This window comes from Cyclobacterium salsum (genome assembly GCF_010119245.1).
In the GTDB taxonomy this organism is placed as follows: Bacteria; Bacteroidota; Bacteroidia; order Cytophagales; family Cyclobacteriaceae; genus Cyclobacterium; species Cyclobacterium salsum.
The window spans coordinates 244,706-265,291 of sequence record NZ_WNKG01000005.1; the positions used below are offsets into that span (position 1 = coordinate 244,706).

Consider the following 20,586-nt stretch of genomic DNA (forward strand, 5'->3'; position numbering starts at 1 on the left):
TTTCAAAAACATAAAACACTTACAGATTGGTTCAGATTCCAACCCCTTCCACCTGAAAATGGACCTCTTTCAAGGCCTGGATTCGGGAAACCTGGCATTAGATTCCTTTAATTTTCGCATCAGGCTTTGCTGCAGTACTTCTGTTTTATCGGGATACACCTTGGCCAGATTTTCCATTTCACCCGGGTCATTTTCCAGGTTGTAGAGTTCGCTGATTCCGGTTTCATAAAAGTGAATTAATTTCCATTGGCCCTCCCGTATGGCGGAGCCAGGTTTCCAGGCACTTCCATGGTAATGCGGATAATGCCAAACCAATGATTCACGCTCGATGGTATCGTCGTTGCGGATCAGTCCTGACAAGTCTTTGCCATCGTTGGCTTGATGCGGAATTTGGGCCAGGCTAAGCAGGGTGGGAAATAGGTCCATGCTGACCACAGGAGTATCGGATACCCTCCCTTTATCCGAAAGTCCGGGACCCTGAACGATCAAGGGTACCCGGATGCCTCCTTCGTAGCACCAGCCTTTGCCAGCGCGTAAGGGTCCATTTGCCGTGGGTGCTCCTTCGTTAAACAAGGTGGAAAGCCCGCCGTTGTCGCTGGTCAAGAGTACCCAAGTATTTTTATCCAGTCCCTCTTCTTCGAGTGCCCGAAGGACTCTCCCGACGTTTTCATCCATGGAGGCGACCATGGACGCATAGGCGGCGTTGTCCTGGATGAGTTTGGTCTGCCCTGTGCCTTCCTGCCGGTAAGCTTGGAACCCCGAGGGGGCGGTCATTTTTTCTTTTTTGCGAAGAAAATAATCGTACTTTTTAGGAGCTGGCTGAATAGGCGTGTGGACGGTGTAAAAGGATAGATAAAGAAAAAAGGGGTCCGTTCCTTTTTCCCGGAGGAATTGGATGCTTTCATCGGTAAGCCGTTCCGTCAGGTACTCCCCTTCAGGACCATCTTCTAGCCGTGGATTTCCATAAGGAGCGTAATAGCCATTAGCCTCTCCCTTCCTCAGTTGTGGTGCTCCCACGCTCCATCCACCTATATTCTGGTCGAAACCCTGGTGTTCGGGCCAATACCTATCGTCTTCTCCTAAATGCCATTTGCCGGCGAAAAACGTTTGATACCCTGATGCTTTAAATTTTTCGGCAAGGGTGGTCTCTTCTAACTCCAACTGATGGTTAATACTCGGCGTGGAAAGCGGCCAATCCTCTTTATTCCGGTTGAAACCCGGGATCCAGTCGGTGATGTTAAGTCTGTTTGGATGTATTCCGGTCATTAATGCAGCTCGCGTAGGGCTGCAAACCGGATGTGCTGAATATGCCTGAGAAAAACGCAACCCATTGGCCGCCATCCGGTCCAGATTTGGGGTTTCGTAAAACGTTTCCGGGAAATTGGCACCCACATCGGCCCAGCCCAGGTCGTCTACCAGAATGACGACAATATTTGGTTTTTCTACTTCCTTTTTACCACAGGAAAAGCAGCAAAACAGGAACCAAATAAGTATACTTTTTTTCATGGAATCTAGCATGCCTTTTTTCATGGGACAAAGATAGAAAAATGGAAGAATACTGTATTTCGCTTTTGCTGATTTTCCAGCAACTGCGAACCAATATACTGCCAAAAAGTCTGTAAATGTTATTTTTCCTGTTCGAAACCGGACATTTTTTCAGGGTTTTACAGCAGATCCGGTTTGGTTACATATTTGATCGGTGTAGTAAGAGAAAAGAATAACAGCGAAACAACATAACCCGGACCATTATGGATTTTAAGCAATTTACCATCAAGTCTCAGGAAGCCATTCAAAAGGCACTTGAGCTATGTACCGCCGAGCAGCAGCAGTTTATAGAGCCTGCGCACCTGCTCAAGGGAATCATTCAGGAGGATAGTAATGTAACCGACTTTTTATTTAAAAAGTTGGGAGTCAATAGCGGTCTGATTGTTCAAAAGCTGGAGGAGATCATCCGTCAACTCCCAAAAGTAAGTGGGCAACAACCTTATCTTTCCAATGCCACCAATCAGGTGCTGGAAAAGGCGAAGGGGTACCTAAAAACTTTCGGGGATGAGTATGTGGCCGTAGAGCACCTTGTATTGGGTATTTTGGCCGGTTCGGATGCTACCGCCCAGTTGCTGAAGGATCAGGGATTGAATGAAAAAAAGCTAATCGAAGCCATCAAAGAACTTAGAAAAGGAAATAAAGTGACAGATCAAAACGCAGAATCGAAGTACAGGTCGTTGGAAAGATACTCCAAAAATCTGAACGAACTCGCCAAGAAAGGCAAGATAGATCCGGTTATTGGCCGGGATGAGGAAATCAGGCGGGTATTGCAGATACTTGCCCGAAGGACCAAAAACAACCCCATTCTTCTGGGAGAACCGGGTGTGGGTAAAACGGCAATAGTAGAAGGTCTTGCCCAACGAATTGTAAGTGGGGATGTGCCGGAAAATCTAAAAAGTAAATTGCTGATTTCCCTGGATATGGGATTACTCGTGGCAGGTGCCAAATACAAAGGGGAGTTTGAAGAGCGACTAAAAGCAGTAATCAAAGAAGTAACCGATTCGGATGGAGAAATCATTTTGTTTATAGATGAAATTCATACACTGATCGGTGCCGGTGGCGGCGGAGAAGGGGCCATGGATGCGGCGAACCTGCTAAAGCCTGCTTTGGCCAGGGGAGAGCTTCATGCCATCGGAGCCACCACGCTGAAGGAATATCAGAAGTACATTGAAAAGGACAAAGCCCTGGAGCGAAGGTTTCAGCAGGTCATTGTCGACGAACCCGACGTAATGGATGCCATCTCTATTTTGCGGGGAATCAAAGACAAATACGAACTGCATCACGGGGTCCGCGTCAAGGACGATGCGGTAATAGCAGCGGTGGAACTATCCCAGCGCTATATTTCAGATCGTTATTTGCCCGATAAGGCCATCGACCTGATGGATGAAGCGGCTGCTAAGTTGCGGATGGAGATCGATTCCCTGCCTCAGGAGTTGGACGAACTTAATCGCCGAATCATGCAATTGGAAATTGAGCGCGAAGCCATCCGAAGGGAAAAAAACAAGGATAAGGAGGCCGTACTGAGTAAGGAATTAGCGGAACTTTCTGAAAAAAGGCAGGAAATCAAGGCCAAATGGGAAAGCGAAAAGGCGGTTATCCAAGGTATCCAACGCGAGAAGGAAAGCATCGATAAATTCAAATTGGAAGCAGAACAAGCGGAGCGAGCGGGAGACTTTGGTAAAGTAGCTGAAATACGGTATGGAAAAATCGGTGAAACCGAGAAAAAGCTAGCGTCTTTCCAAGAGCAACTCAAAGAAATGCAGGAAGGCTCGCCTTTGTTAAAGGAAGAAGTGGACCATGAAGACATTGCAGCCGTGGTGAGCAAGTGGACGGGCATTCCCCTGTCCAAAATGATCCAGAGCGAGCGCGAAAAATTACTGCATTTGGAAGAGGAACTGGGTAAGCGCGTTGCCGGGCAGCGGGAGGCGATTGTTGCCCTTTCTGATGCCGTCCGGAGAAGCCGTGCGGGCTTACAGGATCCCAAGCGCCCTATCGGTTCCTTCATTTTTCTGGGAACCACCGGCGTGGGAAAAACCGAATTGGCGAAAGCCCTGGCGGAATACCTGTTTAGCGACGAAAATGCCATGGTGAGAATTGACATGTCGGAATACCAGGAGCGGCATTCTGTCAGTCGCCTGGTAGGAGCACCTCCAGGTTATGTAGGCTATGACGAAGGAGGGCAATTGACCGAAGCGGTGAGAAGAAAACCCTATTCGGTGGTCCTGCTGGACGAGATCGAAAAAGCCCATCCGGATGTATTCAATATCCTGCTACAGGTCCTGGACGATGGCAGGCTAACCGACAATAAAGGAAGAATAGCCAATTTTAAAAATACCATCATCATCATGACCACTAATATTGGCTCGACGCTGATTCAGGAGCGATTTGATGGCATGGAGGAATGGAACAAAGAGCAGGTGATGGAAGAAACGAAGGAAGAGGTCTTTGGATTGTTGAAAAAATCAGTGCGTCCGGAATTCCTTAACCGTATCGATGAGACCATCATGTTCGAACCGCTTAATAAGGAAATCTTGCGAAAAATTGTGGACATCCAATGGAGGGAAGTCCGGAGCCGACTTGCCGAATCAGGTATCCAACTGGATGCCACCCAGGAGGTGTTGGATTACCTGGGGGACGTTGGTTTTGATCCGCAGTTTGGTGCCAGGCCTTTAAAACGTACCATGCAGCGACTGGTATTGAATGAATTGTCTAAACAAATATTGAGTGGTTACATCAAAAATGACAGTGCTGTATTGGTAGACCTGGATGCGGATAGGCAGGTTTACTTTAAAAATGTGGATGAGGTAGGCGTGGAATAAGCGAATCCAGCAACTCTTGGTTTTCGTTAACCCTTCCGGAGGATGTCTCAGTAGAAAGACAGTTGGCTGATAAATTGGCCAGCTGTTTTTTTTTGATCCGTTTCAAATGGGAACCTTCTATAAAATAGGGTTACTTTTGATATACGGGACCTACCCGTGATCAAACGAAGCCATCATGGATTATCAGGAATTAATTTCAGAAGTATATCAGGAAGTAAATCAACTGGGCCTAAAGGGGAACGTTGCCAATTACATTCCCGAACTGGCAAAGGTATCCGGAGACCGGTTTGGTATTGCTTTGGTAGATCTGGAAGGGAAGGTCTATGGGGTAGGGGATTATCAAGAGCCCTTTTCCATTCAAAGCATTTCCAAGGTATTTACCCTAACCATGGTTTTTCATAGGTTTCGTAGTAAACTCTGGTCACGGGTGAATGTGGAGCCAAGTGGAAATCCGTTTAATTCCATTGCGCAATTGGAATATGAACAAGGCATCCCCCGAAATCCCTTTTTGAACGCAGGGGCTTTGGTGATCACCGATGCCCTAACGAGTAAATTTGAACATCCAATTCAGAGTATACGGGAATTTATAGATGAGTTGGCAGGACAGCATTGCGTCCGTATAAATGAGGAGGTGATGCAATCGGAACTACTGCATGCGGAGAGAAACACCGCCATGGCTTATTTTCTAAAGGCCTATAAGAATTTTGAGAACGACATCCAGCAAGTGATCCGGACCTATGTATCTCAATGTTCCATAGAAATGTGCTGCGAGGAACTGGCAAAGGCTTTTTCCTACCTGGCAAACGACGGGTATTCTATTTTTGCCAAACGGGAAATTTTAAATGAAAGCCAATCCCGGCGGGTCAATGCACTCATGCTTACCTGCGGATTTTACGACGAATCTGGTGAATTTGCTTTTCGCGTGGGATTACCCGGCAAAAGTGGCGTGGGGGGCGGAATAGCGGCAGTCATGCCCGGCAAATTCAGTATCGCCGTCTGGTCTCCCGAATTAAACGAGAAAGGAAACTCCGTAAAAGCGATCAAGGCCTTGGAGCTGCTTACCGATAAACTGAAGTTTTCCCTGTTTTAAATCAGGTTCACCGTTCTCCACATGGCTTTGGAGGTGGCGGCCAGAGCCTGCTCATTTTCCATGGCATTCAATTTCGCATTGAACGGTTCCGCCCTGACCGGTCCATCGTATCCAATAGTCACCAGGGCCTGCATAAATCCCTTCAAATCTATCAGGCCGCTATCGCCTGGTAGTTGACGTTCACCATCGATCTGTTCGGCAATGCTTCTGCCGGCGGTGGCATCGTTGAGGTCGCAGGTCACGATTTGCTCGTTGGTCAGTTTCTTCAGATCTGCGACGCTTTCACTGGAAGTGTACCAATGGAAACTGTCCAACTGTACCCCTACATTCGACCGCCCGATCTCCGCGATGAGGTCCTGCACTTCTTTCAGGGTTCCGACAAAGGGATAGCGGTTGATGATTTTCAGATTTTTTGTGCCCACATATTCGAATCCGAGTTTAAGCCCTTCTTCTCCCAAAATTTGGGCAGCCAAACCCAGCCGCTGGCTGTGCTGCTTCAGGTTTTCCAGGTAGGGCAGTTCATCGTGGCTGGGCATGATCCAGGTACTCACCCGGCTTACCCCCGCTTTTCGCAAAGTGGCGGCTACCTTCGGTAAGTCTTTAATTCCCTCGTCAAATGTAGCCTTGTCTTTTCGAAAATCAACCGGTAGTCCTGCCGCATCCCAGGTCAGGTGGTGGGTTTCCTTTTTAGCAAGGAATTCGTCCAATTTTCCAGGAGACATTTCCATCAATTGAGCAGCTACGGGTAAGATGGCTTCAAAATTATAAGCAACAGCCTTATCAATCATCTCCTCCTGATCAATGGATACTCCGATGGCGTAGGGATTTAAACTCACACGGAATTTTCGTTCCTGTAAATTTGGGGCGGCATGGCTTAGATAGGGGGTGCTGGCTAATCCCAGTGAAAGTAAACTGCTTTGCTGAATAAATTTTCTTCGGTCCATTGGATGTTTTCTAAAGTTGTTTTGGTAAGACGGGCGTTTTTGGATTTATTCAGGCTAAGATTTCCCGAATCACATGTCCTTCCACATCCGTTAAGCGGAATGGCCTGCCCTGAAAGTCAAAGGTAAATTGTTCGTGGTCAAATCCCAGCAAGTGGAGGATGGTGGCGTGTACGTCATGTACGGACACCTTGTTTTCTACCCCGGAAAAGCCAATTTCGTCTGTCAGTCCATGGGAGGCTCCCTTTTTGATACCTCCCCCGGCCATCCACATGGTGAAGGCATCTACGTGATGATCCCGGCCCATGTAACGTTGGGTTTTTCCCTCCCGGTTTTCCTGCATAGGTGTGCGGCCGAATTCTCCTCCCCATACCACCAGAGTTTGATCCAGCAGGCCTCTTTGTTTGAGGTCGGTCAGCAGCGCGGTGATGGGGCGGTCAATTTCCGTGCATTTATCTTTCATGCCCAGGTCAATGGCAGTGCTCTCACCGGTGCCATGCGCATCCCAGCCCCAGTCGTATAATTGAACAAAACGCACGCCTTTTTCTACCATTTTTCGGGCCAGCAGGCAATTGTTGGCAAAGGATTCTTCTCCAGGTTGCGTACCATAAAGCTGGTGTATGTACTCCGGCTCCTCGTTGATGTTCATGACTTCCGGCACCTCAATCTGCATGCGAAAAGCCATCTCGTATTGGTTGATACGGGCTAAAATTTCAGGGTCTGCATAGTGTTGGAAATCCTCCTGGTTAACGGCGTTGATCGCGTCCAGTAATTTTCGTTTCATGGATCGGGACATTCCCTTCGGATCTTCGATGTACAATACCGGATCCCCTTTGGAACGGCATTGCACCCCCTGGTAAACGGAGGGTAAAAAGCCACTGCCCCAAACACTCTTTCCGGCATCCGGGGTTTTTCCTCCAGAGGTAAGCACCACGAAGCCTGGCAAGTTTTGGTTTTCCGACCCCAGGCCGTAGGTTACCCAGGAACCAATGCTGGGCCTGCCCAACCGCGGACTGCCGGTCTGCATGAAAAGCTGGGCCGGGCCATGGTTAAACTGGTCGGTATGTACTGCTTTCAAAAAGGCTACCTCGTCCACCACCTGCTTGAAATGTGGCAGGTAGTCAGATACCCAGTTGCCGGATTCCCCAGATTGCTCAAATTCAGCCTGTGGTCCGAGCAGGTTTGGCCGGCCCCTGATAAAGGCAAACTTTCTTCCCTGCAGCACGGATTCCGGGCATTCCTGATTATGTAGTTTGACAAGCTCGGGTTTGTAGTCAAACATTTCCAGTTGGGATGGGGCTCCTGCCATGTGCAGGTAAATTACTGATTGGACTTTGGGCGCAAAGGGAGGGGCCGCTGCTGAAAGGGGATTAAGATCCCGCTCGGAAAGTTGCATGCCCCGGGGTTCGGGGGCTTGACATCCGACCAGCGAGCCCAGTGCCAACCCCCCCAGACCGCTGGCACAGCTTTGTATAAAATGCCTGCGGGTTTGGGATTGTAGTTCTCGTTCCAGTTTTTCAGCCAGTAATTTTTTGATCTTGTCCATGTCAGGATTTGGTTAAGAATTCATCCAAATTCATCAGCGCATTGGCGATGAGTGCCAGGGCAGCCAGTTCCGGGTTTTTCTGATCCTCTTCCGCAAATTGCAGCCACTCCTCCATTGCTTCGGTATCGGTGGAGAAATCTTCCAGGGCGAATGCGTACAATGATTGAAGGTGTTGGTGTTTTTCAGGGCTGATGGGCTGCAATAAAAGCTTTTCGTATGCCCAGGAAATGGGGTCCGCAGCATCGGACCGGTACATGCGAAGGGCCAGGTGAAATGCGGCCTCCTGGTAAACCGGATCGTTTAATGTAACTAACGCCTGCAAGGGAGTATTGGTTACGGTACGGCTAATGGTGCAAACTTCCCGGCTACCTGCATCAAAGCTAATAAAAGAAGGATAGGGGCTGGTGCGCTTCAGAAAGGTGTACACAGCCCGTCGGTACCGGTCTTCGCCCTCGCTGGTTTCCCAGGATTCTCCGTTGTAGACGGTTTGCCATACATTGCCCGGTTGGGGAGGCATCACCGGTTTGCCATACATTTTTCCGCTTAGCAGTCCCGAGGTAGCAAGTGCCTGATCCCGGATTTGCTCGGCACTGAGTCGGAATCTTGGGCCTCTGGCGTACCATTTGTTTTCAGGGTCTTTTTCATGTAGTAGGGTAGATGAAACAGAGGACTGCCGGTAGGTGCCTGACAAAACCATGTCTTTAATAAGCGGTTTTAGCTTCCAATCATGGTCTTCCATCAGTCGTATGGCCAACCAGTCCAGTAATTGCTGATGACTGGGAAGGGCTGATTGGGTACCCATATCTTCCAGGGTGCTGACCAGTCCCCGGCCAAATAACTGTGCCCAAATCCGATTGGCAAGGGTTCGGGCCGTCAGCGGATTTTCTTTGCTGGTCAGCCAGTAGGCAAGGCCAAGCCGATTTTCAGGCCATTCCGGATCCCAGGTGTTGAGAACGGCGGGGACATCCGGTTTTACGGCTTTCCCTTTGAGCATCCAATTGCCTCTTTCAAACACATGGGTTTCCCGCTTCATGTAATCCGGGTTTTCTACGAGGATCGGAACGGAAGGGGTGTTTTTGTTGAGCAAGGCTAAAAAATCGCGGTCCATTTCTTCATGCCCGGCTTGCTTTTCCCCTGGTAATTCCGGGAAAAAGCCAAACCAATTGATGGTAGAGCTGGTTTGCTGCGGTTTCAGGGATTTGTTCTCCATATGGAGGTAGAGGTCTATCTTTTCATGTAGCTCTTTGATGGGAAACCGGCGAATTTCCCTGCCTTCCGTTTTTCCCAGGGTGAATTGAGACAAAATTTCCCCCTCTGGACCGCCATTACGAATCGTTAGCCGGTTTCCTTCGTTTCCCGTCCAGTAGTTAATATAAACGTAGGGCGAGCCTTCGGTGTAGACGTCCCGGAGGTAGCAGGACCCATTGTCCCAGAGACCGAGCCATTTAGTATCGATCAATTCGCCGTTTTCAAAATCCTCGGCGACGTGTGCATGGTATTTGGGTTCCTGGTATCGTAGAATGTCCTCCATTTTATCCTCGATGGTAGGGTTTCCGTGTCGGGCAGCCCAGGATTTTATTTCTTCCATGCGGATGCTGTCTTCGCCGGTGTAGAATTTTAATTTGGGCTCCTCTCCATGAGTGTCCTCATCCCGGGTGTTGTTGAAGAAAGCCATGAGCTGGTAATAATCCTCATGTTTAAATGGGTCGTAAGGGTGGCTGTGGCACTGTACGCAGGACATGGTTGTACTTTGCCACACCTCAAAGGTGGTATTGACCCGATCGACTACGGCGGTCACCCGAAATTCTTCATCCTGTGTACCGCCTTCATCGTTATTCATGGTATTGCGATGAAAAGCCGTGGCGGTGAGTTGATCTAAATCCGGTTCGGGCAATAAATCTCCGGCAAGCTGTTCCACGGTAAATTGGTCGAAGGGCATGTCCGCATTCAGTGCCTTGATCACCCAGTCCCGATAGGCCCAGATCTCCCGGCTGACATCTCGCTCGTATCCTTTGGTATCAGCGTAGCGGGCCAGGTCCAGCCACCAGGAAGCCCATTTTTCACCAAAAGCGGGACTTTCCAGTAGCGCATCTACCAATTCCTCATAGCTTATCCGACCGGATTTCCACTGGCTTACCAGGGCTTCATCAGGCGGCAGTCCGGTAAGGTCCAGGCTCAGCCTACGGATAAGGATATCTTTACTTGCCTCGGGGGAAGGGCTAAGTTCTTGCCGGGTCAGCCCTTCGGCAATAAACCGGTCAATGTCATTTTGAATGAAAGGCGGAGCCTCTTCCGGGAGAAAACCTGCCTGAAGGCCCTCCTCAGGAGCCTCCGGTTTTGTAGGCGATTTGTATGCCCAATGTTGCCCCCAGTTTGCGCCCTCTTCCACCCACTGGGTGAGAATTTCGATTTCTTCCTCACTGAGAGGTGCTTTCTGGTAAGGCATGCGTACTTCCGGATCGCTTTCGCTCAGGCGGGAGATAAATTCGCTGGCGCGGGCATCTCCCGGAACGATGGCCGGATGGCCGGACTCGGTCGGCGCCAGGGCTTCTTCTTCAAATAGCAGACTGAAGCCTCCGTTTTTCTTGACCCCTCCGTGGCAGGAAATGCAGTGTCGGTTCAGTATGGGTTTCACCTGGGTACTAAAGTCAATTTCCTCTTCCTGGGTCAGTGAATAGAAAAGCACCCCCGCGAGCAGGAGACTGGTCATTCCAAGAAGAAAGCCGGTTTTATTCATGGGTCGTTTTGTCACTATTCGGAGTCGAAAATAGCCAGAAAAGCCTGAAATTGCAAGGTTTCGGGGAGCAGAGACTCTATTCGTTTTGTTTTGTGATCGGAAGGGAAACGGCCTGCCGGTCTGTCTCCCATTAAGCAATGAAAATTGACCGTTCCTACTTCCCTTTCTCGCAGTCGGAGGCCTTGGTAATCCGTTAAAACGAGTTAATGATTCTTCAGGATTTCCAGGGTAATGAGACGATGGCCCGCTGCATTGGGGTGGTTGGATTGGGACATGTAGTCGGCGACGCGGTCACCGGTCATCAGCAGCTGTTTGAAGGCCAAATAACTGTCGGACAGGCCCAGTCCCTAGTGTGCTGCCAGGCCCTGGATTTGCTGCGCATGCGGTTCCAACACATGCTCGGTTTCGGAAAAGTTCTCCGGACCTTGCTGTTCCGGAAAGGGATTTCTGCGGCCTAAAGGTAAACATACATATCCGCAATCGCCTGTACGAAACCGTCGATTTCTTCGAACCGAATGCCATTTCTACCCGGGACGGGAAAGGCCAAGGTGTAAACCGTACCGTTGCTGCGGTAGCTTAGCTCTGGCGAATAAAGAGGGGTTTGCTGCAAAACAATCGAGGATTTGCTGGAGTATACACGGACAATTTCGCCACTGTTCAACCCCACTTCCTCCGTTCCGAAAAAGGCCATCGAACCGTCCATTGCGATTACACATCGCCCCTACCACACAAAAATGCCGGATGGGTTCAGGCGGCAGGATGATCCATGGTCCAAGTTTTTATTTGGCGAACCCGGATTGCACCTTGGTTTTAATTTCTAGGGAATGAAAGCCATTGTATGCAGCAACTACGGGGGCCGTAAGTGCTTCAGCTGAAGGACGATGCCAAACCCATCTGCGGAAAAAACGAGCTATTGATACGGGTGATGGCCACGGCCGTCAACAGTGCCGATCTAAAGGTACGACTGAAAAAAAACGCAAATGGGCACCGCCTGGCAATTTCACGATTCATCCCTCGACCAGGTAGCCGGGACAGGGATTCATGGCTGCATTTCTGATACCTGCCCAAGCGAATTTCAAATAGCCTCGGGGGACTGTATCGAAGCGGATTCCCCCCCAGTTGGCCACCTCCCGTTTTTATAAAAGAGGATTTGCTTTCGATCGCCTGACGGCTGAATTGGAAAAGATCTTTTCCCTTATTCCATCACTCGATCATTGTCGATTACGGTTAGCTTGGAGGAGAAGGCCAGGTGAGGATCTCCCTGATAGGAAATACTGTGCTGGAGGGGTAAAAGGGAGCGTTTGACCATTTTTTCAGCGAGCGTTTTGCCCTGGTATTTGATGGTAACAGGGGCATCCAGGTCCAGCATTTGGTCGTTTAGGAACAGTTCCAACCTGTTGCTGTAGTTGGAAAGGATGTTTATCTCGTTTCGTTGGGGATGGTATTCCACACGAATCTCCCCTCCGGTTTCGATCAAATCCTCCGGAACGCCCAACCAATAAAAGTAGCGGTGGTGCCGGTCGTCTTGTTTCCATACAATGTTTTCCGGAATGGGATTGCGTGTATGGTTTGCCATCCAGGGCAGGGCCACCGCATCCGCTAGCTTCATCCAGTGGCCCATCCCTTCGTGAAGGACTACCTGGTGGATATAGCTTCCGGGGGCATTGGCTTCCAGGCTGTCCAGTAGGGATTTCCATTCCTGAGCTTTGCTATTTCTATCGTAGGCGGCATCCAGGGCACCCATATGTAGCGCAAAGGGAGTATTTTTCAGGCCCAAAGGGGAGGTTTCATTCGGGTGTCCTGCCATCATGGCGGCGGCTGCCCAGCGATCGGCCATGCGTGGTGCCAGTTGATACACGCCATCGCCGCCCGCCGAGTAGCCTAGCAGGTACACTTTGTTGGGATTGACATCTTCCAGGGCGACTGCCAATTGGATGAGCAGGGTAAAAAAGTCATCAATGTGACTTTCGTGCCATAGGTTCCAGGTATTGGTTGGGGCTCGCGGGGCCAGGTAAATCCCTTCCATCCCGCCCATGGTTTGGTCGTATAGGTGCTTTTGGTTGTCAAATTGCTGGTCGTTTGCTTCAGGCCGGGTATTGCCGCCCCCATGCATGGATATAAACAAACTTCTGCCATCGGCAGGTGCTTCACCAAATTTCTGGTAGTAGAAGGGCATTTTTAGTCCGGAATGCTGGATTTCACGGGAATCCCACTGCTGCTTAAAATCGGCTATCAGTTGCTGCTGTTTGTCCTGAAAGAGCAAAGTAGTGAATTTTTCGGCCTCCGTTTTGGTTAGTGATGCTTTTGCGAAATCCTGGCTTTCCAGGGGTTCTCTTGCGGAGACTGGTTTCGCTAACCATTGTTCCAGACCCTTGTTGCCGGAAGCAGCAATGGGCTTTTTCTCGATGCATCCGATAAATGCGATTGGTGTCACCAATAAGAGTAATAGGAGTAGCTTCATTTTCATGCATTTAGCCGGAACAGCCTCCTGGGGGAGGAGCTCCGGTTGATTTGGTGGTTGTATTTACAGGGGAATAATTTTTCTATTGCTTATTTTTGGCGGATAAGCTAGGAAAAAAATGGCAGATTCCCATCCATCTGTCATGTCAAAGTTGTCTGATGGAAAACCTTTTCGAAGGGAGGTTAAAAATGACAACACTTTCCCTGCCAGGGTAGGTGGTTCCCGGCTTGATGCAACCGATCCACTGCCCGCCCTGCTTTTTTGCACCTCATTTGCGGGTCAATTTCCGGATAATTTCTTCCTTTTCCGGAAAGCGAGTACTAAGTGCTTTTCGGGAGGCGAGTTCAAAATCAGCGAAGCTAAATCCCGGTGCTACCGTGCAACCCACCAGAGAATAGCTGTGTTGCCCGATGACCTCTGCCGCGAACCAATGGCCTCCCGGTACAACAAACTGGGGCACCTCTCCAATTGCCAGGTCTCGTCCAATCCGGTAAACCGAATGCTCTCCGGTCTCGGAGAGCAGGTGGAGGCGAAGGGGAGAACCATCGTAAAAATGCCAGATTTCGTCCTGCTTTATTCGATGAAACGCAGAAAAGTCGGCGGAAGTTAATAGAAAATAGATACAGGTGGAATGGTTTCGCTTTCCGGTATAGGCCGAACCAAGAGCGGCTTCGGGAATTTCTCCGGCACTTCGGTACGTTTCCCGAAAATACCCCCCTTCCGGGTGCGGCGTTAAGTCTAGTTTTTGTACGAGCGTTTCGATTGAATTCATCTGTTTAAAATTTGCTTTTCATAGGTCATAACTTGTCCCGTACCGCAGGTCGGGATGCCTGTCCCGATCCTAAATCGGGAGAATTTCCCACTTATCTAACGGCCAGGTGTTGGATAATGATTCCTCCGTGAGTCGCTTACGTCAGACTTGGCTTCAGTCAAGTTCAATTTCATATTCTTTTTTTGCGGTCGCTTTGGGTCGGGAAATCCCGCTCCTGGTCCGAAAGAGTACTGATTTTTGGTTAATATTTGCCAACTAGTGCGGCAAGCACTGGGACGGGATCTCCTGGCCCCTCCGGAAATGGATCCCTGCCCCATCCCGGAAACGGATCTCAGAGAAAGGAAGTGCCGCTCTTTTTCGATGGTGATCAGTCTCCGGTATTGGTCGCCAAGCTATAAAAAATACCCGCGGCGATCAAACACAGGTGAAGAATGATTCCCGGTTTTGCCGGCTGGCGGGCTATTCTTGCCCCCATCGCAGGTTTGCATCCCATCCTTGGGCCCGGTTGAACTTGTGGCAGGTGTTTGATTCCCGACCGAAAGAGCAGTGTAGGCGTTTATCGGAAAATGGAAGGGTATTCCTTGCTCTTTACGTGGGTTTGGGATGCAGGTAAGTGAGTAGGAACCTTTTTTTAATAATTCAAAGCGACAATTTAGTAGTCGATCAGGCCCATTTTGAACCCTACTTTGAGGCATTCCGCTCCGAGCAATAGCAGCATCAAAAGGGGGATAATCCACAATATGGTTAGCCTTAGCAAGGTTTTGATGGGATTGGCGGGGGAATATCCCACAACAGTGATCTCCTCGATCAGTTTTTCCATCGTCCAGGTGCTCCGGATAAAAACGGACAAAAGAAAAGCCCCTGCCAGCAGGCAAAAGGTACCGAAGAAATCCAGAATAAAGTTAAAATACCCCATGGTATCGCTTTGCTTGTCTCCGTATCCCAGAAAATCGGTAAAAAAGGAGGGATTTTCCGGGTTAAAAGACAGGATGGCCGGTATGCTGATAAGGAAAATGCCTGCTCCGATTAGTAGGGAGTAGTTTTTACGCCTGGCTTGACTTTCCCTGGAAAGATAGTTTACCGCTGGCTCCAGCAGGGAAATGGTGGAGGTGACGATGGCGAGGTTAAACAAGGTGAAGAAACCAATTCCGATAAGCCTTCCCCAGGGGTCACCAAACCCATAAAAGGTATCGACCAGGTTGATAAACACGAGGCTAGGGTTGAGGCCAACCTGTCCGGAGCTAGCAAAAAGCGGGATAATCAGCAGCCCCGCCAAAAGTGCCACCAGGGTATCGCTATGTACGATGTAATGGGCATTGGAAACCACGTTGGTATTTCTGTCCACATGTGTACCGTAGGTGACCATGGAACAGGCACCCAGTGACAGGCTAAAAAAGGACTGCCCCAGTGCCTCGATGATGCCAATCCTACCGCTGCTATCCATGGCAAACAGCGCTGGAAAGTCGAAATTAAAATTGGCGTAATTCACCCGATCTCCCGCAACAAAAGGCACGGAGAGGATCAAGCCCAGCATCATCAAGACCAAAATGGGAATGAAGCGCATGCTAACCCATTCGATTCCCTGTTTGACATTGTTGGCGACAATGGCCACGGTTGCTCCCATGAAGATTCCCGAAAAAAGCAGTACCTGGTATTGGGAACTCACAAACTTTCCGAATAGGCCAGCAACTCCAGCCACAGAGGGAGCTTCTATTGCCAGGGCCGCTGCCACAGCAGAAGTGATCTCCTGGTACTGAAAGAGGTACAGGTAAAGGTAGTAGAGAGACCATCCCGCCACGACGATGTAAAAGGACAAAATAAAGCAGCAAGTAATCAGGCCAAAAAAGCCGGCAAATCCCCATTTTCTCCCCCCGATGCTGCGATACGCCGATACGGCATCGCGTTGGCTGTGTTTGCCGAGTGCCGTTTCGCCGATCATCAATGGAACGCCCAGAATAAACGTAAACAAAACGAATACCAGAATAAAGGCCAACCCTCCGTAGTTGAATACCCGTGCCGGGAAGAGTACCAGGTTGGCGATGCCCACGGCGGCACCGACGGAGGCGAGAATGTGTCCGGTATTGCTGAATTTGCCGGGCAGCAGTGCAAGTTTGCGCATGCGTAGGAGTGGTTTGGCGGTTAGCGGTTAGGTTGGTGCTGCCTTGAACCCACTTTCTTCTATGGTTCTGTTTTCTATTTCCGGAAAACCAGGCAGCGCCTGCGCCAAATTTATTCAAATATTCGATACGAAAGCTTTCGGCCGACTAATTTTTACCATCCTGGTCCTGCAAATCGATTTGCAGTCCTTCCAATGTACATCCAACAGATCCGGTTCTTGGTATAAGGTGCCTGGGCACCAATCTGCTACAGGCCTTTACCATCCTGCCTGGGTCGAAGACTGGACAGCTATTGGCGGAATGCCTCGGGCTCGTCCAGCAAACAATAGATTCAAACGCCTCAACTCCTTCGGACTGATGCCCGTTTTTGCGTTGAGCAATTTACTTAAATGGTTCGGGTATTCGAAACCCAATGGATAGGCAATTTCGCCAATGCTGTCGTTGGCCTGGAACAAACGTTCTTTTTCATCGTTCGACAGGTGCAGTGCCTCGTTTTCCTGGTAGTTGAAAAATTGATACTGGAGCATACGTTGGTGCATATTCATGCTATTACAAAGTCGGCATGCAGGATGATGGTGTAATCGTCCTCTATTACTGAAAAACCTGTTGAATCGGAGGAAATTACTTGATTTGGTGCAACAAAAACCATCGATCCTTCCTCGAAATCGTAAGGGTTACGTCCGTATTTCAAGGTGGATTTTGGTGTTTCGGCTCGTTGCATTTCATTGCCTCAATTACGTCAAATATAAACTTAATAGGGATCAGAGCCGCTTCACTTTTGGTAGGACAGTCTCTTGGTTACCTCCTTATACTGGATTTTCTTTTCAACTCATATACAAAACACGCGGTTTCATCAAATTTTCTTTCTTCGACAAATTCAAATCCAAGGCGCTCATAAAACCTATGCGCTTTCGTATTGGATCTTAAAGGGTCAATTAGAATTCCGTCCACTTCTGGATTTTGGAAGCATCTTTCGATGGCAAGTTCCATTATCTTGGTTCCATAGCCTTTATTCATATTGTTTTCTTCCCCTATCCAAATGTCAATGGCTCTTTTATTTTTTTGAACAGGTGGCCAATAATGCGTTTCTTCCAGGTAGGGGTCAATTATTTGTAGGAAGCCAATCGGTTTTCCATTCAACTCCGCGATCCACTGTTCCCTCCATTCGGGATCCCGGTTGAGCTCCAATTCCCAATTCCACTCACCGTCTGGATCACAATCAATAACATGTTGTTTCGTTTCCCAATAGTTAACCAATTCAAGGTCATTTATTGAAGCGGCTCGTAGTCTTATCACAGCGGCGTGTTTTTTAGCTTCCATAGCATCTAGCTTTATTTTGACTTTAACGAATTTACGTAGTGGTAACCCTCTATCAGATAGGACGAAATAATGTCAGGTTGATTTAAAAGGTTTTCAGGCTTGATTGACCGTTGAATGATGCCAGGTTACAGCTTGCTTTTATCCAGGTATCCTGAACGATGTCTTCCGTATTCTGAATACTTGCTGTCATACGAAATAAGTATAATTTCAATTGCGGTTTCGATCTTTCAAAGTGTTTTGTAAATTCTTGTAGTGTCATTATTCTTTACTGATAACTAACTTAATGTTTATCTAATCTGAAGAACAACGTCGCCTTTTCGTCTTCGTATCTTTTTTCAATAAATGACATACCTAGTTTTTTTGCGACTTTTTGCGATTCAATGTGTGGCTCATCGGTAGCAGCTATCAAATAGTTAAAATCTAACTTCTTGAAAGCATATTCAATAATTGAAGCACTGGCTTCTTGCGCATATCCCTGCTTGGTGAAGCCTTCTAGCAGCGCATAGATTAATTGAGGCTGCTCCTCATTAAAAAAGAACCATAAACCCACATAGCCAATGAGACCCCCATTTTGCTTCAAGTGAATTTTCCAAAGACCATATTTATCCTGTTCGAAGTGTGTTTCGTTTTGGCATAGTATTTCTGATGCCGTTTTTGCATCAATTACCTGATCATCCCATAAATACTTTCGAACGTAGGGATTCGTATTTAGCGCGAGAAATAGCATTTCGTCTGAACGCTTAAATGGTGCCAGCTCAAGTCGCTCTGTTTTCAAAAGAAAATTCATTTGCTGGTGTTGAATGTATGGGAAAAGGCACTTTTTAACTAAACACTTTGTACGAATAAGGTGGCTTTGCTACCAGCGGTCGCATTAGAATTTCAATCATCCCTTCTGTCATTTTAAGTCGATTGTATCTGTAGGCCTATTCGTTGATGTTGGGTTGAAGCTTCCGGACCGAATGATGGGTGCCACTCAGCCCGGCCTTAAGCATCATTAGGACCCATGGCAACTGCTTGAATGGTTGTTCCGGATTTTTCACGTGCCAGTTTCGGGAAATGGGCTTCCGGATGCTGGCCGGGTTTAACGGGATTTTTCGATCATTACTTCAGCTGAAATTATCGCAGTACAAGGTAGCATGGCTACGCAGCCGTTTCCCGGCTTTCGGTATCAGCTACTTTAACTGCTTATCAGTAAGTTACAGACACCTTAACAAGATAGTAGATTTTTCAATAAATGAGAAGAGATGACTTCCGAAAAATCGAGAATGACTATCTAAAAAGAATCGGACGGATCCAAAAGCGTAATAACAAACAAAAGTAGGAGGTGCTTCCGATGCCGTCATTCAGGCGGGCGTAACCTACAATCCAGTGAACTGGGGCAGAGCGTTAAGAAATGATTCGCCGCGGCGAATCATTTTAGCTATGAGCCGAAATGGGGGGCAGGTACGAGACCCATACGCTTGGTGGTCCCGATGCTTGGTATAAATCGTGAGGGGTGCTCCGCAGGCTTATGGCCTGCGGCCATCCACTCGATTGGCAAATCGTGCTTCTTTTATTTTAATTAAAGTACTGAACTTTTATTTTCCCGGGAACCGCTCGCTGACCCCAAGCTAAGGTTATGCTGCGTGATCTTCAAACTGTCTTATTTTATCGAGTTCAGTTTGTTTTGAAATATTCTCTTCTTCTAGATCGAAATCGTCCTGGAGCCCTAGCCAGAACTTAGCTGACGTCCCGAAAAATTTTGAGAGCCTCAAAGCAGTGTCAGCCGTTATCCGACGTTTTCCTTTTAGGATTTCGCTTACTCTGGTCTGGGGGATAAATGTTTCTTTGGAAAGCCGGTAAGCAGTTATTTCAAGCGGGATTAAAAATTCTTCCTTTAGTATTTCCCCTGGATGTATGTTTTTTAATTTTCCCATTTCTTAAACTTTCTTAATGATAGTCTACAATTTGTGCTTTAAAAGCGGTGTCATTTTCCCATTTGAAGATGATTCTCCATTGTTTATTGATCCTTATGCTATAATAGCCTTCCAATTTTCCACTTAACTTTTCTAAGTGATTTGCTGGTGGTATCCGTATATCATTGATGATTTGGGCGTTGTTTATCATCCTTAATTTCCTTCTTGCCACATTTTGTATTTCTCCGGGTAGCTTTCTGGATGGCATGCCATTCCAGATTTTTTCGGTCTCCTTGTCTCCAAAAGATTTTATCACTAATTATTCTGTTTCACGTTACTAACGCTGAAGATAAGTAAAAGTTTCCGGTTTGAAAAATTTAAAATGCAGCATAACGTTTTGCAGCTACAAGAAGGGCAGGGCTTTTATCATAAACTTGATTTGAAAAACTAATGTTTGATTAACCACAAAACTGTCTTTGGAACACGAAACCCCGCCTTTTGGGTAGGTGCTGTTGTGCGTTCAGCTTTCTTTTCTGTCAAGCGAGTTTAATAAAATTGTCTTCAAGTTTTACGTTAAAATTGATTTCTGCTTTTAATGCTTTGAACACTTTTAATATAGTGTCAATGGTAGCACTGTTAGCACTACTTTCAAGTTTAGAGATTTGAGCTTTCTGAACTCCAACAAGTTTTCCAAGTTCTTCTTGGGTCAAATTTCTTTCTTGTCTGGCTGTTTTAATCATTTTACCCAAAACGTCCATACGAAGTTCGTATTCGTATTCGTCTCGTTCTTGTGTCCCAACTTTGCCGATATACTTGTCTTTCATTTCGCCAAGTGAGTATGTCTTTAATTCTTTAGGTGCCATATGATCATTTTTTTTGTTTGTTGTTAAAATATTTGTCTCTCAGTCTTACTGCCCGGTCAATTTCGTTTGCCGGAACTTTGTCAACTTTCTTTATAAAACCGTGGGTCGCTATTACCAAAGTTTCTTTGTTATCTGTCTTATCCCAAAAGGCAAGAAGTCTGATTTGAAGTCCTGCGAACTTTGTCCGAAACTCCCAAATGTCCTTTTGAAGTTTCTTGAAAAGTTTTGGGTCATTCGTCTGTTCAGCAATGTCAATATTGTAAAAGATTTTCTTAATTGTCTTAGGGTTGAGTTGCGACATGAACTCGTCCGCTTCTTCTAAGAACTTTGTCTCGAAAAATCTCATTCAATACTGTCTTGTTAAACGTTACAAAGATAATGAGAGTTTCCAAAAATAGAAACAGTATTTTTCGTGATTTTGTTCGGGTCGGTTTTTTTAAGCTGACGCCCAACGGCTTCGGCTATGGCAAGTAGGGCGGT

The 20,586-nt window shown here is 47.6% G+C and carries 21 protein-coding genes; 4 read left to right on the forward strand and 17 right to left on the reverse strand.

Features of this window, described 5'->3' with window-relative positions; translation table 11 throughout:
• Window positions 1–69: 69 nt before the first annotated feature.
• Complete coding sequence (locus GJS45_RS10240; RefSeq protein WP_162341583.1) at window positions 70–1,506, reverse strand: sulfatase; 1,437 nt, start codon at window positions 1,504–1,506, stop codon at window positions 70–72.
• A 242-nt stretch (window positions 1,507–1,748) separates the two neighbouring features.
• Between GJS45_RS10240 and clpB the strand changes: the two genes are divergently transcribed.
• Window positions 1,749–4,364: an ATP-dependent chaperone ClpB gene (clpB, locus tag GJS45_RS10245; protein WP_162341585.1), complete on the forward strand. Its 2,616-nt coding sequence runs from the start codon at window positions 1,749–1,751 to the stop codon at window positions 4,362–4,364.
• A gap of 175 nt (window positions 4,365–4,539) precedes the next feature.
• Window positions 4,540–5,454, forward strand: a complete 915-nt coding sequence (locus GJS45_RS10250; RefSeq protein WP_162341587.1) for a glutaminase — start codon at window positions 4,540–4,542, stop codon at window positions 5,452–5,454.
• On the opposite strand, the gene GJS45_RS10255 is transcribed toward GJS45_RS10250, so the two are convergent.
• Genes GJS45_RS10255 through GJS45_RS10265 form a run of 3 tightly spaced genes read right to left on the reverse strand, consistent with a single transcriptional unit; the run spans window position 5,451 to window position 10,678 of the window.
• Entirely contained in the window at window positions 5,451–6,398 is a 948-nt protein-coding gene (locus GJS45_RS10255; RefSeq protein WP_162341589.1) for a sugar phosphate isomerase/epimerase family protein, read from the reverse strand. The genes GJS45_RS10250 and GJS45_RS10255 overlap by 4 nt on opposite strands.
• Window positions 6,399–6,447: 49 nt before the next feature.
• Window positions 6,448–7,941, reverse strand: a complete 1,494-nt coding sequence (locus tag GJS45_RS10260) for a DUF1501 domain-containing protein (protein WP_162341591.1) — start codon at window positions 7,939–7,941, stop codon at window positions 6,448–6,450.
• 1 nt (window position 7,942) lies between these two features.
• Window positions 7,943–10,678 (reverse strand): PSD1 and planctomycete cytochrome C domain-containing protein, encoded by a 2,736-nt coding sequence (locus GJS45_RS10265; protein ID WP_162341593.1) that lies wholly within the window; start codon window positions 10,676–10,678, stop codon window positions 7,943–7,945.
• Window positions 10,679–10,917: 239 nt separating this feature from the next.
• On the opposite strand from GJS45_RS10265, the gene GJS45_RS10270 reads away from it, so the two are divergent.
• Complete coding sequence (locus tag GJS45_RS10270) at window positions 10,918–11,136, forward strand: hypothetical protein (RefSeq protein WP_162341595.1); 219 nt, start codon at window positions 10,918–10,920, stop codon at window positions 11,134–11,136.
• Here the strand turns inward: GJS45_RS10270 and GJS45_RS10275 are convergent.
• The 3 genes from GJS45_RS10275 to GJS45_RS10285 form a co-directional block, all read right to left on the reverse strand.
• Complete coding sequence (locus GJS45_RS10275; protein ID WP_162341597.1) at window positions 11,133–11,381, reverse strand: hypothetical protein; 249 nt, start codon at window positions 11,379–11,381, stop codon at window positions 11,133–11,135. The genes GJS45_RS10270 and GJS45_RS10275 overlap by 4 nt on opposite strands.
• A gap of 492 nt (window positions 11,382–11,873) precedes the next feature.
• Window positions 11,874–13,139 (reverse strand): alpha/beta hydrolase family protein, encoded by a 1,266-nt coding sequence (locus tag GJS45_RS10280; RefSeq protein WP_162341599.1) that lies wholly within the window; start codon window positions 13,137–13,139, stop codon window positions 11,874–11,876.
• Between the two features lie 268 nt (window positions 13,140–13,407).
• A complete protein-coding gene (locus GJS45_RS10285; protein WP_162341601.1) occupies window positions 13,408–13,911 on the reverse strand; it encodes a cupin domain-containing protein in 504 nt (167 codons plus the stop codon).
• A gap of 248 nt (window positions 13,912–14,159) precedes the next feature.
• Here GJS45_RS10285 and GJS45_RS10290 point away from each other — a divergent pair, with 248 nt between their 5' ends.
• Window positions 14,160–14,309: a hypothetical protein gene (locus GJS45_RS10290; RefSeq protein ID WP_162341603.1), complete on the forward strand. Its 150-nt coding sequence runs from the start codon at window positions 14,160–14,162 to the stop codon at window positions 14,307–14,309.
• 254 nt (window positions 14,310–14,563) lie between these two features.
• On the opposite strand, the gene GJS45_RS10295 is transcribed toward GJS45_RS10290, so the two are convergent.
• From GJS45_RS10295 to GJS45_RS10340, 10 genes are all read right to left on the reverse strand, one after another.
• The gene (locus GJS45_RS10295) at window positions 14,564–16,030 is read right to left on the reverse strand and encodes a sodium-dependent transporter (RefSeq protein WP_162341604.1); all 1,467 of its coding nucleotides are present in this window, start codon (window positions 16,028–16,030) and stop codon (window positions 14,564–14,566) included.
• Window positions 16,031–16,285: 255 nt separating this feature from the next.
• A complete protein-coding gene (locus GJS45_RS10300) occupies window positions 16,286–16,555 on the reverse strand; it encodes a hypothetical protein (protein ID WP_162341606.1) in 270 nt (89 codons plus the stop codon).
• A gap of 14 nt (window positions 16,556–16,569) precedes the next feature.
• Window positions 16,570–16,749: a hypothetical protein gene (locus GJS45_RS10305; protein ID WP_162341608.1), complete on the reverse strand. Its 180-nt coding sequence runs from the start codon at window positions 16,747–16,749 to the stop codon at window positions 16,570–16,572.
• 77 nt (window positions 16,750–16,826) lie between these two features.
• Window positions 16,827–17,348: a GNAT family N-acetyltransferase gene (locus GJS45_RS10310; RefSeq protein WP_235954706.1), complete on the reverse strand. Its 522-nt coding sequence runs from the start codon at window positions 17,346–17,348 to the stop codon at window positions 16,827–16,829.
• Between the two features lie 82 nt (window positions 17,349–17,430).
• On the reverse strand, window positions 17,431–17,607 hold the full coding sequence (locus GJS45_RS23945; RefSeq protein WP_262887935.1) for a sigma factor: 177 nt from the start codon (window positions 17,605–17,607) through the stop codon (window positions 17,431–17,433).
• Window positions 17,608–17,628: 21 nt separating this feature from the next.
• Window positions 17,629–18,123, reverse strand: a complete 495-nt coding sequence (locus GJS45_RS10320) for a GNAT family N-acetyltransferase (RefSeq protein ID WP_162341612.1) — start codon at window positions 18,121–18,123, stop codon at window positions 17,629–17,631.
• An 841-nt stretch (window positions 18,124–18,964) separates the two neighbouring features.
• Complete coding sequence (locus tag GJS45_RS10325; RefSeq protein WP_162341614.1) at window positions 18,965–19,264, reverse strand: HigA family addiction module antitoxin; 300 nt, start codon at window positions 19,262–19,264, stop codon at window positions 18,965–18,967.
• Between the two features lie 13 nt (window positions 19,265–19,277).
• Window positions 19,278–19,559: a type II toxin-antitoxin system RelE/ParE family toxin gene (locus tag GJS45_RS10330; RefSeq protein WP_162341616.1), complete on the reverse strand. Its 282-nt coding sequence runs from the start codon at window positions 19,557–19,559 to the stop codon at window positions 19,278–19,280.
• Window positions 19,560–19,779: 220 nt separating this feature from the next.
• Window positions 19,780–20,106, reverse strand: coding sequence for a helix-turn-helix domain-containing protein (locus GJS45_RS10335; protein ID WP_162341618.1), 327 nt, complete (start codon window positions 20,104–20,106; stop codon window positions 19,780–19,782).
• 4 nt (window positions 20,107–20,110) lie between these two features.
• Window positions 20,111–20,452, reverse strand: a complete 342-nt coding sequence (locus GJS45_RS10340; protein WP_162341620.1) for a type II toxin-antitoxin system RelE/ParE family toxin — start codon at window positions 20,450–20,452, stop codon at window positions 20,111–20,113.
• Window positions 20,453–20,586 lie beyond the last annotated feature (134 nt).

What these genes read in the sequence shown, in the direction of transcription:
- GJS45_RS10240 (WP_162341583.1), bottom strand. Translation starts at nt 1,506, where the DNA reads ATGAAAAAAAGTATACTTATTTGGTTCCTGTTTTGCTGCTTTTCCTGT.
- GJS45_RS10250 (WP_162341587.1), top strand. Translation starts at nt 4,540, where the DNA reads ATGGATTATCAGGAATTAATTTCAGAAGTATATCAGGAAGTAAATCAA.
- GJS45_RS10280 (WP_162341599.1), bottom strand. Translation starts at nt 13,139, where the DNA reads ATGAAGCTACTCCTATTACTCTTATTGGTGACACCAATCGCATTTATC.
- GJS45_RS10340 (WP_162341620.1), bottom strand. Translation starts at nt 20,452, where the DNA reads ATGAGATTTTTCGAGACAAAGTTCTTAGAAGAAGCGGACGAGTTCATG.
- GJS45_RS10325 (WP_162341614.1), bottom strand. Translation starts at nt 19,264, where the DNA reads ATGGGAAAATTAAAAAACATACATCCAGGGGAAATACTAAAGGAAGAA.
- GJS45_RS10260 (WP_162341591.1), bottom strand. Translation starts at nt 7,941, where the DNA reads ATGGACAAGATCAAAAAATTACTGGCTGAAAAACTGGAACGAGAACTA.
- GJS45_RS10300 (WP_162341606.1), bottom strand. Translation starts at nt 16,555, where the DNA reads ATGCTCCAGTATCAATTTTTCAACTACCAGGAAAACGAGGCACTGCAC.
- GJS45_RS10305 (WP_162341608.1), bottom strand. Translation starts at nt 16,749, where the DNA reads ATGCAACGAGCCGAAACACCAAAATCCACCTTGAAATACGGACGTAAC.
- GJS45_RS10310 (WP_235954706.1), bottom strand. Translation starts at nt 17,348, where the DNA reads ATGGAAGCTAAAAAACACGCCGCTGTGATAAGACTACGAGCCGCTTCA.
- clpB (WP_162341585.1), top strand. Translation starts at nt 1,749, where the DNA reads ATGGATTTTAAGCAATTTACCATCAAGTCTCAGGAAGCCATTCAAAAG.
- GJS45_RS10255 (WP_162341589.1), bottom strand. Translation starts at nt 6,398, where the DNA reads ATGGACCGAAGAAAATTTATTCAGCAAAGCAGTTTACTTTCACTGGGA.
- GJS45_RS23945 (WP_262887935.1), bottom strand. Translation starts at nt 17,607, where the DNA reads ATGACACTACAAGAATTTACAAAACACTTTGAAAGATCGAAACCGCAA.
- GJS45_RS10265 (WP_162341593.1), bottom strand. Translation starts at nt 10,678, where the DNA reads ATGAATAAAACCGGCTTTCTTCTTGGAATGACCAGTCTCCTGCTCGCG.
- GJS45_RS10270 (WP_162341595.1), top strand. Translation starts at nt 10,918, where the DNA reads ATGGCCCGCTGCATTGGGGTGGTTGGATTGGGACATGTAGTCGGCGAC.
- GJS45_RS10285 (WP_162341601.1), bottom strand. Translation starts at nt 13,911, where the DNA reads ATGAATTCAATCGAAACGCTCGTACAAAAACTAGACTTAACGCCGCAC.
- GJS45_RS10295 (WP_162341604.1), bottom strand. Translation starts at nt 16,030, where the DNA reads ATGCGCAAACTTGCACTGCTGCCCGGCAAATTCAGCAATACCGGACAC.
- GJS45_RS10275 (WP_162341597.1), bottom strand. Translation starts at nt 11,381, where the DNA reads ATGGACGGTTCGATGGCCTTTTTCGGAACGGAGGAAGTGGGGTTGAAC.
- GJS45_RS10335 (WP_162341618.1), bottom strand. Translation starts at nt 20,106, where the DNA reads ATGGCACCTAAAGAATTAAAGACATACTCACTTGGCGAAATGAAAGAC.